Source organism: Streptomyces sp. NPDC026500 (genome assembly GCF_055567635.1).
On the sequence record NZ_JBVHQB010000006.1, the window covers coordinates 17137 to 30087 of the forward strand.

Annotated in this window: 16 protein-coding genes; 12 read left to right on the forward strand and 4 right to left on the reverse strand. The window is 69.8% G+C overall.

Annotated features, from left to right (window positions below):
- The first annotated feature begins 71 nt into the window (after nucleotides 1–71).
- The 12 genes from ACZ4N5_RS13015 (at nucleotide 72) to ACZ4N5_RS13070 (ending at nucleotide 10302) form a co-directional block, all read left to right on the forward strand.
- Nucleotides 72–644 (forward strand): GNAT family N-acetyltransferase, encoded by a 573-nt coding sequence (locus ACZ4N5_RS13015; RefSeq protein WP_467757153.1) that lies wholly within the window; start codon nucleotides 72–74, stop codon nucleotides 642–644.
- Nucleotides 645–808: 164 nt separating this feature from the next.
- Entirely contained in the window at nucleotides 809–892 is an 84-nt protein-coding gene (locus ACZ4N5_RS13020; protein WP_309486338.1) for a putative leader peptide, read from the forward strand.
- A 136-nt stretch (nucleotides 893–1028) separates the two neighbouring features.
- Entirely contained in the window at nucleotides 1029–2723 is a 1695-nt protein-coding gene (locus ACZ4N5_RS13025) for a nitrite/sulfite reductase (protein ID WP_467757154.1), read from the forward strand.
- Nucleotides 2720–2899 (forward strand): hypothetical protein, encoded by a 180-nt coding sequence (locus tag ACZ4N5_RS13030; RefSeq protein WP_467757155.1) that lies wholly within the window; start codon nucleotides 2720–2722, stop codon nucleotides 2897–2899. Before ACZ4N5_RS13025 ends, ACZ4N5_RS13030 begins: the two co-directional genes overlap by 4 nt.
- The gene (locus ACZ4N5_RS13035) at nucleotides 2896–3606 is read left to right on the forward strand and encodes a phosphoadenylyl-sulfate reductase (RefSeq protein WP_467757156.1); all 711 of its coding nucleotides are present in this window, start codon (nucleotides 2896–2898) and stop codon (nucleotides 3604–3606) included. The genes ACZ4N5_RS13030 and ACZ4N5_RS13035 overlap by 4 nt, the downstream gene beginning before the upstream one ends.
- Nucleotides 3603–4196 (forward strand): adenylyl-sulfate kinase, encoded by a 594-nt coding sequence (gene cysC / locus ACZ4N5_RS13040; protein ID WP_467757157.1) that lies wholly within the window; start codon nucleotides 3603–3605, stop codon nucleotides 4194–4196. Before ACZ4N5_RS13035 ends, cysC begins: the two co-directional genes overlap by 4 nt.
- A complete protein-coding gene (gene cysD / locus ACZ4N5_RS13045; RefSeq protein ID WP_467757158.1) occupies nucleotides 4193–5131 on the forward strand; it encodes a sulfate adenylyltransferase subunit CysD in 939 nt (312 codons plus the stop codon). Before cysC ends, cysD begins: the two co-directional genes overlap by 4 nt.
- A gap of 2 nt (nucleotides 5132–5133) precedes the next feature.
- A complete protein-coding gene (locus ACZ4N5_RS13050; RefSeq protein WP_467757159.1) occupies nucleotides 5134–6489 on the forward strand; it encodes a sulfate adenylyltransferase subunit 1 in 1356 nt (451 codons plus the stop codon).
- 226 nt (nucleotides 6490–6715) lie between these two features.
- Nucleotides 6716–7834 (forward strand): aliphatic sulfonate ABC transporter substrate-binding protein, encoded by a 1119-nt coding sequence (locus ACZ4N5_RS13055; RefSeq protein ID WP_467757160.1) that lies wholly within the window; start codon nucleotides 6716–6718, stop codon nucleotides 7832–7834.
- Nucleotides 7835–7870: 36 nt separating this feature from the next.
- A complete protein-coding gene (locus tag ACZ4N5_RS13060; protein ID WP_467757161.1) occupies nucleotides 7871–8659 on the forward strand; it encodes an ABC transporter ATP-binding protein in 789 nt (262 codons plus the stop codon).
- Entirely contained in the window at nucleotides 8646–9548 is a 903-nt protein-coding gene (locus ACZ4N5_RS13065; RefSeq protein ID WP_467757162.1) for an ABC transporter permease, read from the forward strand. The genes ACZ4N5_RS13060 and ACZ4N5_RS13065 overlap by 14 nt, the downstream gene beginning before the upstream one ends.
- Before the next feature lie 7 nt (nucleotides 9549–9555).
- Complete coding sequence (locus ACZ4N5_RS13070; RefSeq protein WP_467757163.1) at nucleotides 9556–10302, forward strand: sirohydrochlorin chelatase; 747 nt, start codon at nucleotides 9556–9558, stop codon at nucleotides 10300–10302.
- A gap of 23 nt (nucleotides 10303–10325) precedes the next feature.
- Here the strand turns inward: ACZ4N5_RS13070 and ACZ4N5_RS13075 are convergent, their stop codons facing one another.
- The 4 genes from ACZ4N5_RS13075 to ACZ4N5_RS13090 form a co-directional block, all read right to left on the reverse strand.
- Nucleotides 10326–10943, reverse strand: coding sequence for a mycothiol-dependent nitroreductase Rv2466c family protein (locus ACZ4N5_RS13075; RefSeq protein WP_467757164.1), 618 nt, complete (start codon nucleotides 10941–10943; stop codon nucleotides 10326–10328).
- A 102-nt stretch (nucleotides 10944–11045) separates the two neighbouring features.
- Entirely contained in the window at nucleotides 11046–11639 is a 594-nt protein-coding gene (locus ACZ4N5_RS13080) for a TIGR03086 family metal-binding protein (protein WP_467757165.1), read from the reverse strand.
- A gap of 263 nt (nucleotides 11640–11902) precedes the next feature.
- On the reverse strand, nucleotides 11903–12274 hold the full coding sequence (locus ACZ4N5_RS13085; protein ID WP_467757166.1) for a nuclear transport factor 2 family protein: 372 nt from the start codon (nucleotides 12272–12274) through the stop codon (nucleotides 11903–11905).
- The gene (locus tag ACZ4N5_RS13090; protein WP_467757167.1) at nucleotides 12267–12815 is read right to left on the reverse strand and encodes a DUF1697 domain-containing protein; all 549 of its coding nucleotides are present in this window, start codon (nucleotides 12813–12815) and stop codon (nucleotides 12267–12269) included. Before ACZ4N5_RS13090 ends, ACZ4N5_RS13085 begins: the two co-directional genes overlap by 8 nt.
- Between the last annotated feature and the right edge of the window lie 136 nt (nucleotides 12816–12951).

The following is a 12951-nucleotide window of genomic DNA, read 5'->3' on the forward strand; positions in this document are numbered from 1 at the left end:
CTCACTCGGACAGCGGCCCGGCCTGCGGACACTTTTGGAAGGGCGCCCGCCCCCGTGATTCCCTGGCGGTCATGAGCAACGTCAGTGTGACCACCTGGTCCCTGGAGCAGACGGCCCCGACCGACCTGCTCCCCGCGAGCGCGCCGGACGGGGATCTGCGGATCGTCCGCGCCGAGATCCCCTCGCCCGAGTTCAGCCGCTTCCTGTACGCCTCGGTCGGCGGGGACATCCGCTGGACGGACCGGCTCAGCTGGACGTACGCCCAGTGGCAGGAGGTTCTGGCCCAGCCGGGCACGGAGACCTGGGTCGCCTACGACCGAGGGACGCCCGCGGGCTATGTCGAGCTCGGCGCGCAGGACGACGGGGCCGTGGAGATCGTCTACTTCGGGCTCATCCCCGCGTTCCGCGGCCGTCGGATCGGTGGACACCTCCTCTCGTACGGTGTCGCGCGCGCCTGGGACCTGGCCGAACGCTGGCCGGGACGGGCCGAGACGAAGCGCGTCTGGGTGCACACGTGCAGCAAGGACGGCGAGCACGCGATGGACAACTATCTGCGCCGCGGCTTCAAACTCTTCGACACCCGGGTCGAGGAGGAGGCGGAGGTCGCCACCCCGGGTCCGTGGCCGGGGGCGCACGCCGTCTGACCGGCTCCGGGCCGCGGTGACCGCGGCCTGCGGGCCCTCCTCGCGGCACCGCGGGAGGCCCGATCGTGTGATCGACAACACCCTTGTCTCGCGATACGGGACAAGGGTGTCCACATGATGGATGACGGTGGACTGCCCGGAGATCCCCGTGACACGCTTCCGTCATGTCTGGAACTGGAATTGCCTTGGTGAGTCGGCGGCACGTCGACCTCGGCCGCATGTCCAGCGCCATCTGTCCGGCGAGCTGACCAGTCCAGCAGCGCCCGACCCTCTCCCTTTTTGCGACCCTTGCGCAGTGCTGCGCCCATTCTTCCGTATGCACCCGTATGCGCAGGTCAGAGCCGCAGTCAAACCTGTCCCGCAGTCTCGAAGGACGTAACAACCATGGCCGCCACCCCGCAGAATCCCGCCGCCGCGCCCCGCCGCAAGGTGAGCCGTCACCGCGGCGAGGGTCAGTGGGCCGTAGGTCACTTCACCCCGCTCAACGGCAACGAGCAGTTCAAGAAGGACGACGACGGTCTCAACGTGCGGACACGCATTGAGACGGTGTACTCCAAGCGGGGCTTCGACTCGATCGACCCCAACGACCTGCGCGGCCGGATGCGTTGGTGGGGTCTCTACACCCAGCGCAAGCCCGGGATCGACGGCGGCAAGACCGCGATCCTGGAGCCGGAGGAGCTGGACGACAAGTTCTTCATGCTGCGCGTCCGGATCGACGGCGGCCGGCTGACCACCGAGCAGCTGCGCGTCATCGGCGAGATCTCGCAGGAGTTCGCGCGCGGCACCGCCGACCTCACGGACCGTCAGAACGTCCAGTACCACTGGATCCGCATCGAGGACGTCCCGGAGATCTGGGAACGCCTGGAGGCCGTCGGCCTGTCCACGACCGAGGCCTGCGGTGACACACCCCGCGTCATCCTCGGCTCGCCGGTCGCCGGCATCGCCGAGGACGAGATCATCGACGGCACCCCGGCCATCGAGGAGATCCACCGCCGGGTCATCGGCAACAAGGACTTCTCGAACCTGCCCCGCAAGTTCAAGACCGCGATCTCCGGCTCGCCGCTGCTCGACGTGGCGCACGAGATCAACGACGTCGCCTTCGTCGGCGTGAACCACCCGGAGCACGGCCCCGGCTTCGACCTCTGGGTCGGCGGCGGCCTCTCCACCAACCCGAAGATCGGCCAGCGCCTCGGCGCCTGGGTCCCGCTCGACGAGGTCGCGGACGTCCACATCGGCGTCCTCTCGATCTTCCGCGACTACGGCTACCGGCGGCTGCGCACCCGCGCCCGGCTGAAGTTCCTGGTCGCCGACTGGGGTGTGGAGAAGTTCCGCCAGGTCCTGGAGGACGAGTACCTCCAGCGCAAGCTGGTCGACGGCCCCGCCCCCGACCAGCCGGTCGCCCGCTGGCGCGACCACGTCGGGGTGCACCGGCAGCAGGACGGCCGGTACTACGTCGGCTTCGCCCCGCGCGTCGGCCGCATCGACGGCGCCACCCTGACGAAGATCGCCGAGCTGGCCGAGGCACACGGCTCGGGGCGGCTGCGCACCACCGTCGAGCAGAAGATGATCGTGCTCGACGTGGACGAGACGCGGATCGACTCGCTCGTCGAGGGACTTGAGGCGCTCGACCTGACCGTCAAGCCCTCCACCTTCCGCCGCGGCACGATGGCCTGCACCGGTATCGAGTACTGCAAGCTCGCGATCGTCGAGACCAAGGCGCGCGGCGCTTCCCTGATCGACGAACTCGAGCGCCGCATCCCCGAGTTCGAAGAGCCCCTCACCATCAACATCAACGGCTGCCCGAACGCCTGCGCCCGTATCCAGGTCGCGGACATCGGTCTCAAGGGCCAGTTGGTCCTCGACGAGAACGGCGAGCAGGTCGAGGGATACCAGGTGCACCTGGGCGGCGCGCTCGGTCTGGAGGCCGGATTCGGCCGCAAGGTCCGTGGTCTGAAGGTCACTTCGGACGAGCTGCCCGACTACATCGAGCGTGTCCTCAAGCGTTTCCAGGCGGAGCGCGAGGACGGCGAGCGGTTCGCCACCTGGGCCGCGCGTGCCTCCGAGGAGGCGCTGTCGTGAGCGAGCGTGCCGCGCCGTTCTACTGCCCGTACTGCGGAGACGAAGACCTGCGACCCAGCGAAGAAGGTCACGGCGCGTGGGAATGCGCGGCGTGCAACCGAGCCTTCCAGCTGAAGTTCCTCGGGCTGCTGTCCCGGGGCCTTCGGCAGGAAGACCGTGGAGGGGCGGAGATATGACGGCCATTCAGGAAGAGCGTACGGGCGAGGACTTGAAGAGTCTGGCCGAGCAGGCGGGGCGCGACCTGGAGGACGCCTCCGCGCTGGAGATCCTCCGCTGGGCGGTGGACACGTTCGGCGAGAAGTTCTGCGTGACCTCCTCCATGGAGGACGCGGTCGTCGCCCACCTCGCCTCCCGCGCCAGGCCCGGCGTGGACGTGGTATTCCTCGACACCGGCTACCACTTCCCGGAGACCATCGGCACGCGTGACGCGGTCGAGGCCGTGATGGACGTCAACGTCATCACCCTCACCCCGCGTCGGACCGTGGCCGAGCAGGACGCCGAGCACGGCCCGAAGCTGCACGACCGCGACCCGGACCTGTGCTGCGCCCTGCGCAAGGTCAAGCCGCTCGAAGAGGGCCTGACCGCGTACGACGCCTGGGCGACCGGGCTGCGCCGCGACGAGTCCCCGACCCGGGCGAACACCCCGGTCGTCGGCTGGGACGAGAAGCGGCGGAAGGTCAAGATCTCGCCGATCGCCCGCTGGACGCAGGACGACGTGGACGCGTACATCGCCGAGCACGGGGTTCTCACCAACCCGCTGCTGATGGACGGTTACGCGTCCGTCGGCTGCGCGCCCTGCACCCGCCGGGTGCTGGAGGGCGAGGACGCGCGCGCCGGCCGCTGGGCGGGCCGCTCGAAGACCGAGTGCGGGCTGCACGGATGACGACCACGACGACCGCGCCCGCCGCGGACCCCACGAATTCCCAGGAGCAGCAAGTGACGACCGGAGCCACCGTCTGGCTCACGGGTCTGCCGAGTGCCGGCAAGACCACCATCGCGTACGAACTGGCCGGCCGGCTGCGCGAGGAGGGCCACCGTGTCGAGGTTCTCGACGGCGACGAGATCCGCGAGTTCCTCTCGGCGGGCCTCGGCTTCAGCCGCGCGGACCGGCACACCAACGTGCAGCGCGTCGGCTTCCTCGCCGAACTGCTCGCCCGCAACGGCGTCAAGGCGCTCGTCCCGGTGATCGCGCCCTACGCGGACAGCCGCGAGGCCGTACGAGGGCGCCACCGGGCCGGGGGCACCCCCTACCTGGAGGTCCACGTCGCGACCCCGGTCGAGGTCTGCTCCGTACGCGATGTGAAGGGGCTGTACGCCAAGCAGGCAGCGGGCGAGATCTCGGGGCTGACCGGCGTCGACGACCCGTACGAGGCACCCGAGTCGCCCGATCTGCGCATCGAGTCGCACACCCAGACCGTGCAGGAGTCCGCTGCGGCGCTGCATGCGCTGCTCACCGAGAGGGGTCTCGCATGACGACCGTCGCCACTGTCTCCGAGGAGACGGAGAGCACCCCGTACGCGCTGTCCCACCTGGACGCGCTGGAGTCCGAGGCCGTCCACATCTTCCGTGAGGTGGCGGGTGAGTTCGAGCGGCCGGTGATCCTTTTCTCCGGCGGCAAGGACTCCATCGTCATGCTGCACCTCGCGCTGAAGGCCTTCGCTCCCGCCGCGGTCCCCTTCACGCTGCTGCACGTCGACACCGGGCACAACTTCCCCGAGGTCCTCGAGTACCGCGACCGGACGGTGGAGCAGCACGGCCTGCGGCTCCACGTGGCCTCCGTGCAGGACTACATCGACCGCGGTGTGCTGCGCGAACGCCCGGACGGGACGCGCAACCCGCTCCAGACCCTGCCGCTGACCGAGAAGATCCAGTCCGAGCGCTTCGACGCCGTGTTCGGCGGCGGCCGCCGCGACGAGGAGAAGGCCCGCGCCAAGGAGCGGGTGTTCTCCCTGCGGGACGAGTTCTCGCAGTGGGACCCGCGCCGCCAGCGGCCCGAGCTGTGGCAGCTCTACAACGGGCGGCACGCGCCCGGCGAGCACGTCCGCGTGTTCCCGCTGTCCAACTGGACCGAGCTGGATGTGTGGCAGTACATCGCCCGCGAGGGCATCGAACTCCCCGACATCTACTTCGCGCACGAGCGTGAGGTCTTCCAGCGGTCGAACATGTGGCTGACCGCCGGTGAGTGGGGCGGCCCGAAGGACGGCGAGACGGTCGAGAAGCGGCTCGTCCGCTATCGGACCGTAGGTGACATGTCCTGCACCGGTGCCGTCGATTCCGACGCGACCACGCTGGACGCCGTCATCACCGAGATCGCCGCCTCCCGGCTCACCGAGCGCGGCGCCACCCGCGCCGACGACAAGATGTCCGAGGCCGCGATGGAAGACCGCAAGCGCGAGGGGTACTTCTAGACATGACCAGCACCACCGAACCCACCGAGCCCCTGTCGGTCGAACAGCTGTCGGCGACCACCCTGCTGCGTTTCGCGACCGCGGGCTCCGTCGACGACGGCAAGTCCACGCTCGTCGGACGACTGCTGCACGACTCCAAGTCGATCCTCACGGACCAGCTGGAGGCCGTCGAGCGCGCCTCGGCCAGCCGCGGCCAGGACACCCCGGACCTCGCGCTGCTCACCGACGGCCTGCGCGCCGAGCGCGAGCAGGGCATCACCATCGACGTCGCCTACCGCTACTTCGCGACCGCGCGCCGCCGCTTCATCCTCGCCGACACCCCCGGGCATGTGCAGTACACCCGGAACATGGTCACCGGCGCCTCCACCGCCGACCTCGCCGTCGTGCTCGTCGACGCCCGCAACGGTGTCATCGAGCAGACCCGCCGGCACGCCGCCGTCGCCGCGCTGCTGCGGGTCCCGCACGTGGTCCTCGCCGTCAACAAGATGGACCTCGTCGAGTACAAGGAGTCCGTCTTCGCGGCGATCGCCGAGGAGTTCACGGCGTACGCCTCGGAGCTGGGCGTCCCCGAGATCACCGCGATCCCGATCTCGGCGCTCGCCGGTGACAACGTGGTGGACGCCTCCGCGAACATGGACTGGTACGGCGGCCCGACGGTCCTGGAGCACCTGGAGACCGTGCCGGTCAGCCACGACCTGGCGCACTGCCACGCGCGGCTGCCCGTGCAGTACGTGATCCGCCCGCAGACCGCCGAGCACCCGGACTACCGGGGGTACGCCGGTCAGATCGCGGCCGGTACCTTCCGCGTCGGCGAGAGCGTCACCGTGCTGCCCTCCGGGCGCACCTCGAAGGTCGCCGGGATCGACCTGCTGGGCAAGCCGGTCGACATCGCGTGGACCCCGCAGTCGGTGACCCTCCTGCTGGAGGACGACATCGACATCTCGCGCGGTGATCTGCTCGTGCCGAGCAAGGACGCGCCCCCGACCACGCAGGACGTCGAGGCGACCGTCTGCCACGTGGCCGACGAGCCGCTCACCGTCGGCCACCGGGTGCTGCTCAAGCACGGCACCCGCACGGTCAAGGCGATCGTCAAGGACATCCCGTCCCGGCTGACCCTGGACGACCTCTCGCTGCACCCGCACCCGGGCAGGCTCGTCGCCAACGACATCGGCCGCGTCAAGATCCGCACCGCCGAGCCGCTCCCGCTCGACGCGTACGCCGACTCCCGGCGCACCGGCGCGTTCATCCTGATCGACCCGGCCGACGGCACCACGCTGACCGCGGGCATGGTCGGCGAGTCCTTCGCCGCGCCGCAGCCGGTCAAGGACGGGTCCGACGACGACGGTTGGGACTTCTGACATGAATCCCGTCGACTTCTACTCCACGTTCGCGAAGGAGGGCGGCCGCGTCGGCAGCGGCGCCCTCGGCAGCGGGCAGGGCGGAGTGGCGCGATGTGCGCGATGACGTACGCGCACTGCCTGCGCGCCCTCACCCCCCACCGCCTGCACAGACGAAGACCTGCCGACCTCCCGGCCACGACCTGAGAAAGGCGTGACCGCCGGGCCACCGAGAGGAAGCCCTCCCGTGCCTGCCATCCGCTCCACGCGCTCCAAGCTGCTGACCCGCGGCATAGTCCTCGCCACCGCTCTCCCCCTGCTGGCTCTCGCCGCCTGCAGCTACGGCTCCGAAGCGAAGGACGACACCAAGGCGAAGGTCGCCGCCGGGTCGAAGAAGATCGACGGTCTCGACTCCGTGAAGATCGGCTACTTCGGCAACCTGACGCACGCCACCGCGCTGGTCGGCAACCAGAAGGGCTTCTTCCAGAAGGAGCTCGGCGCCACGGCCGCGAAGTACCAGATCTTCAACGCGGGCCCCTCCGAGATCGAGGCGCTCAACTCGGGCTCCATCGACATCGGCTGGATCGGCCCCTCGCCGTCGATCAACGGCTTCACGAAGTCCGAGGGCAAGAACCTGCGGATCATCGGCGGTTCGGCCTCGGGCGGCGTCAAGCTCGTGGTCGACCCCAAGAAGATCAAGTCCCTGAAGGACGTCAAGGGCAAGAAGATCGCGACGCCGCAGCTCGGCAACACGCAGGACGTCGCGTTCCTCAACTGGGCCGCGGAGCAGGGCTACAAGGTCGACCCGCAGAGCGGCAAGGGTGATGTCTCGGTCGTCCGTACCGACAACAAGATCACTCCGGACGCCTACAAGTCCGGCTCCATCGACGGCGCCTGGGTGCCGGAGCCGACCGCGTCCAAGCTGGTCGCCGAGGGCGCCAAGGTGCTGCTCGACGAGTCGGACCTGTGGCCCGACAAGAAGTTCGTGATCACGAACATCATCGTGTCGCAGAAGTTCCTCAAGGAGCACCCGAAGGTCGTCGAGGCGGTCCTGAAGGGCTCCGTCGAGACCAACAAGTGGATCAACGCCAACCCGGACGACGCGAAGGCCGCGGCGAACAAGCAGCTGGAGGCCGACTCGGGCAAGGCCCTGCCGGCCGCTGTACTCGACCCGGCCTGGAAGTCCATCCAGATCACCGATGACCCGCTGGCCTCCACGCTGCACACCGAGGCGGACCACGCGGTGAAGGCCGGTCTCCTGGACAAGCCGAACCTGACCGGCATCTACGACCTCACGCTCCTGAACAAGGTCCTCAAGGCCGCGGGCGAGAGCCAGGTCGACGACGCCGGTCTCGGCGTCAAGTAAGCCCGGATCCCGATGAGTTCCCAGGAGGTGACGACCATGGCCACGACGCTCGCCAAGGCCGCCGACGGCGCCGACACGACGGAGTACGCCGCCCGCATCGAGCACGTCTCGAAGTCCTTCGCCGGACCCGCGGGACCCCAGCTCGTCCTCGACGACATCACCCTCGATGTCGCGCCGGGCGAGTTCGTCACCCTCCTGGGGGCCTCGGGGTGCGGCAAGTCCACACTGCTGAACCTGGTGGCGGGGCTCGACCAGCCCTCCGTCGGCACCATCACGACCAACGGGCGCCCGGCTCTGATGTTCCAGGAGCACGCCCTCTTCCCGTGGCTGACCGCGGGCAAGAACATCGAACTCGCTCTGAAACTCAGGGGAGTTCCGAAGGCGGAGCGACGCGGCAAGGCCGACGAGCTGCTCGAACTCGTCCGTCTGAAGGGCGCGTACGGCAAGCGGGTGCACGAACTGTCCGGCGGTATGCGCCAGCGCGTGGCGATGGCCCGGGCGCTCGCGCAGGACAGCCAGATCCTGCTGATGGACGAGCCGTTCGCGGCGCTGGACGCGATCACCCGGGACGTGCTGCACGACGAGCTGACCCGGATCTGGCGCGAGACGGGCCTGTCCGTCCTCTTCGTCACGCACAACGTCCGTGAGGCGGTGCGGCTCGCGCAGCGTGTGGTCCTGCTGTCCTCCCGTCCGGGGCGCATCGCCCGACAGTGGACCGTGGACATTCCGCAGCCGCGCCGCATCGAGGACGCCCCCGTCGCGGAACTGTCCATCGAGATCACCGAAGAACTGCGTGGGGAGATCCGCCGCCATGGCCAGCACTGAGACGAAGTCCGACGCGGCCGTCAAGGAGAACGACGGGCTGGGCGGACTGGAGGCGGGCCTCGACGCGCTGGAGTCCTCCGTCGCCGGCCGCAGCTCCTTCGGTACGACGTTCCGGCAGAAGGTGCTGCCGCCGCTCGTCGCGGCCGTTGTGGTCCTGGCGGCCTGGCAGGCACTGATCACGTTCAAGATCGTCGATGACCCGACCAAGCTGCCCTCGCCGTCCGCCGTCTGGGGCGAGGTGAAGAACGCCTGGCTCCAGGGCACGCTGCTCGACTACATCTGGACCAGCGTCTCGCGCGGTCTGCTCGGCTTCCTGTTCGCCCTGGTGATCGGGACCCCGCTGGGCCTGGTGGTGGCCCGGGTGAAGTTCGTGCGCGCCGCGATCGGCCCGATCCTGTCGGGCCTGCAGTCCCTGCCGTCGGTGGCATGGGTGCCGCCGGCCGTGATCTGGCTGGGTCTGAACAACTCGATGATGTACGCGGTGATCCTGCTCGGCGCGGTCCCCTCGATCGCCAACGGGCTGGTGTCGGGCGTGGACCAGGTGCCGCCGCTGTTCCTGCGGGCGGGCCGCACGATGGGCGCGACGGGCCTGCGCGGGACCTGGCACATCGTGATGCCGGCCGCGCTGCCCGGCTACCTGGCCGGTCTGAAGCAGGGCTGGGCGTTCTCCTGGCGCTCCCTGATGGCCGCGGAGATCATCGCCTCCTCCCCCGACCTCGGCGTGGGCCTCGGCCAGCTGCTGGAGAACGGCCGCAACGCCAGCTCCATGCCGATGGTCTTCCTCGCCATCTTCCTCATCCTGTTCGTCGGTATCGCCATCGACCTGATCGTCTTCAGTCCGGTGGAGCGGTGGGTGCTGCGCAGCCGCGGACTCCTGGTGAAGGGCTGACCCCGTCATGAACAGGCCGGAGCGTCCCGTCCTCGTCGTCATCGCCCACGGCAGCCGCGACCCGCGGCACGCCGCGACGGTGCATGCCCTGGTACGACGGGTGCGCGCCCAGCGCCCCGGCCTGCGCGTGGAGACCGGGTTCCTCGACTTCAACATCCCGTCCGTGCAAGGGGTGCTGAACTCCCTGGCGGCCGAGGGCGTTCGCGACGTGGTGGCGCTGCCGCTGCTGCTGACCCGCGCCTTCCACGCCAAGTCGGACATCCCGGCGGTACTGCGGGAGGCACCGTCGCGGCTGCGCGTCCGACAGGCGGAGGTGCTCGGCCCGTCCCCGCTGCTGACGGCCGCGCTCGAACGCCGGCTGTACGAGGCCGGGCTGACGCCCGCCGACAAGTCCTCGACCGGGGTCGTCCTGGCCTCGGCGGGGTCCACCGACCCGGAGGCGATCGCAGTGATCGCAGAAATCGCGCGGGAGTGGCGGCACACCGGTTGGTGCGCCGTGCGGCCTGCGTTCGCCTCCGCATCCCTTCCCCGCACCGAGGACGCGGTCCGCGAACTGCGCGCCCTCGGCTGCGAACGCGTTGCCGTCGCCCCGTACGTACTGGCCCCCGGCTTCCTGCCGGACCGTATCGCCCGGGGTGCCGCCGGGGCGGACGTCCTCGCCGATGTCCTCGGTCCCGCGCCGGAGGTCGCGCGGGTCCTGCTGGACCGCTACGACGAGGCACGGATGCCGTCCTTGGCCGCCGTCGGCGCCTGACTCCCCGCATTCCGGGAGCCGGATCAGTCGAAGGAGAGACCGCCCGTGCGGGTCCGCTTGAGCTCGAAGAAGTCGGGGTGGGCGGCGAGGACGCGGAAGCTGTCGAAGAGTTCGGCGGCCTTCTCGCCGCGCGGGATCGCCCGGAGGACCGGGCCGAACCACACCGTTCCATCGACATGGATGGTGGGAGTCCCCACATAGGCAGTGGAGTCCGGCTCGGTACCGGCGTCATGGCTGCGGCGCACCGCCTCGTCGTACGAGGAATCGTGGGCCGCGCTCGCCAGTCCGGCCGGGAGTCCGAGCTCGGCGAGCGACTCGGCGACCACGGCGTCGAAGTCCTGCTCTCCGCCCTGGTGGATGCGGGTGCCGAAGGCGGTGTAGAGATCGCGCAGCACCTTCTCGCCGTGCCGCTCGGCCGCGGCCACCGCGACCCGTACCGGACCGATGGACTTGTCCACCAACTCCCGGTACCAGTCCGGTAGTTCGTTGCCGATGTTGTGCAGGTAGAGGCTCATCGTGTGGAACCGGAGGTCGAGCGGACGGCTCCGTTCGACCTCCAGGATCCAGCGTGAGGTGATCCAGGCGAAGGGGCAGGCGGGGTCGAACCAGAAGTCGACCCGGGTGGGCGAGGTGATCGTCATACCGTTGAGGCTAGTCACGCGGTGGCGCAGAATCCCGGCCCAATTGCCGACGGAATTCTTGGTCCAATCGTCCCGGGACCGGCCTCTTCGCCTGCGGTGGTTCTACGCCGTCGACCAGCGCGGATCGCGGCCGCTGTGGGCGAGGGCGCGCTCGAACGCGGGCGCGTCGTCGGGTACGTCCACCGGGTCGGCGAAGCCGTCGTACCGACGGTAGAGCTCGGCATGGGTGTCGACGACGTCGAGGACGAACCGGGCGGCGCCGTCCGAGACTTCGAAGCGCTGGCCGGTGGCCGCTGCGACATCCCAGCCGTGCACCGCCATTTCCTTGACGATCATCGAGGCGATGTCCGCCGCGGGCATCTTCGCCGTCCCGAGGTCGACCTCCCCGTCCCACACGGCCGGGTCGTCCCAGGCGGCGACCGCGCGGTCGAGCTGCGCGGCGTAGGCCTCGGCCCAGCCAGGTTCGGCCGTGAAGTCGCGCGCGGTCAGCTCCTCGGGGAGCTGCCGGCGCAGGGCCCGGTGCTCCAGGCCGTGCGAGGTGTAGAGGACCCAGTGGTTGACCAGGGTGCGGACGTCCCAGTCCGTGCAGTGCGAGGGCTCGGACAGCCGCTCCGCCGTGACACCGCGGGCCACGCGGGCGGCCTCGGCGGCGCATTCCACTATGTGCGGATACACGTTCTTGTACGCATCGTTCATGGGTTCCACGCTAGGGACGCGGCGCCCGTACCTCTTGAACAAACGCGACAGCCTCGTCCGGAGCGGCGGCTGCGCGAGGACGCCCGGGACGGCTGGGGCTCGAGGCTCTCGACGACGCCGCCCTCACCGAGGACGACCTCGTGCCGGGCGACACCGTCGCCGCGGCCCGAACGGACGACGAGGCCCGACGCCGGTACCAGGACCGCGTCCGACCGCCCCGGACGAGATCGCCTCGTACACCGCTCATGCGGGCGTACGACGGGTCACTCCTCGTCGGAGGTGAAGGGGGTGCCCTGGTGGAAGTACAGGAGCCACTCGGTGCCGGTGCGGCGCCACAGTGAACTCCGGTGCGCCCGGCGGCCGTTGTTGTCGGTGTCGAACGTCAGATGGACCAGGTCGGCGGCGAGCTGGACGCCCTTCATGCGCGAGGTCGTGCTGCGGCCCCCGGCCTCCGACTCCGCGGCCAGCATCGCGAGGGTCGAGGCGCGGTCCCAGATGCGGCCGGACGCGCCGAACTCGTAGAAGTCGGGGTGCAGCAGCGCGCCGACCACGTCGGCCGAGCGGCGGACCGCCGGGTCGAGCAGGCGCAGTTCGCCCTCGATGGCGGCCTCGACGGCGGCATTGCGCTCAAGCACCGGTCAGCTCCTCCAGTTTGACGACGGTGTTCCAGTTCCGTGTGGTGGCGAGGACTCCCTTGAGCAGTCTGGGCTTCGCCAGGGCCTCCGCCAGTTTGGAGCGGCCGAGACCGTCGGGCGCGTACAGGTAGAGGACGCGGTCGCCGAGACGGAACTCCTCGGGAAGGAAGGCCGCGGCCTCGACGGAGGCGAAGCGCTCGGCGTCGACGGGGTCCGAGAAGTACGTGACATGCAACTGCTTGGCCTCCAGTTCGGCGGCCGGGAACGGGCACGCCTCCTGGACGGCCTTCAGATAGTCGTGATCACGGACGAGCACGCCGACGGCGAAGCCGAAATGCTTCTCGATGGCCCCGGAGAGCTCCTCTGCGAGGGACTCCTCGTCGCCGCCGCCGCTGCTGAACACCGCGTTCCCGCTCTGGAGATATGTGCGGACGTCGCCGTACCCGAGGCCTTCCATCAGGGTGCGCAGCTCGGCCATCGGCACCTTCTTCGCGCCGCCCACATTGATGCCGCGCAACAGCGCCGCGTACGTCGTCGTCATCCGCACACCATAAAACGGCCGCCCCGCCCCGCGCGGGTGGGCACGACGGCCGCGTTCCCCGGGGGTTTCTCCGGCGGAGGACGGACAGGTCACGCCCCGCCGATCCCTGAGCGGCGTCCCCGAGAAGTGCCGTTAC

Coding starts and splice junctions, on each gene's coding strand:
- ACZ4N5_RS13015 (WP_467757153.1), top strand. CDS start 72: ATGAGCAACGTCAGTGTGACCACCTGGTCCCTGGAGCAGACGGCCCCG.
- ACZ4N5_RS13020 (WP_309486338.1), top strand. CDS start 809: ATGTCTGGAACTGGAATTGCCTTGGTGAGTCGGCGGCACGTCGACCTC.
- ACZ4N5_RS13025 (WP_467757154.1), top strand. CDS start 1,029: ATGGCCGCCACCCCGCAGAATCCCGCCGCCGCGCCCCGCCGCAAGGTG.
- ACZ4N5_RS13035 (WP_467757156.1), top strand. CDS start 2,896: ATGACGGCCATTCAGGAAGAGCGTACGGGCGAGGACTTGAAGAGTCTG.
- cysC (WP_467757157.1), top strand. CDS start 3,603: ATGACGACCACGACGACCGCGCCCGCCGCGGACCCCACGAATTCCCAG.
- cysD (WP_467757158.1), top strand. CDS start 4,193: ATGACGACCGTCGCCACTGTCTCCGAGGAGACGGAGAGCACCCCGTAC.
- ACZ4N5_RS13050 (WP_467757159.1), top strand. CDS start 5,134: ATGACCAGCACCACCGAACCCACCGAGCCCCTGTCGGTCGAACAGCTG.
- ACZ4N5_RS13060 (WP_467757161.1), top strand. CDS start 7,871: ATGGCCACGACGCTCGCCAAGGCCGCCGACGGCGCCGACACGACGGAG.
- ACZ4N5_RS13065 (WP_467757162.1), top strand. CDS start 8,646: ATGGCCAGCACTGAGACGAAGTCCGACGCGGCCGTCAAGGAGAACGAC.
- ACZ4N5_RS13070 (WP_467757163.1), top strand. CDS start 9,556: ATGAACAGGCCGGAGCGTCCCGTCCTCGTCGTCATCGCCCACGGCAGC.
- ACZ4N5_RS13075 (WP_467757164.1), bottom strand. CDS start 10,943: ATGACGATCACCTCGCCCACCCGGGTCGACTTCTGGTTCGACCCCGCC.
- ACZ4N5_RS13080 (WP_467757165.1), bottom strand. CDS start 11,639: ATGAACGATGCGTACAAGAACGTGTATCCGCACATAGTGGAATGCGCC.
- ACZ4N5_RS13090 (WP_467757167.1), bottom strand. CDS start 12,815: ATGACGACGACGTACGCGGCGCTGTTGCGCGGCATCAATGTGGGCGGC.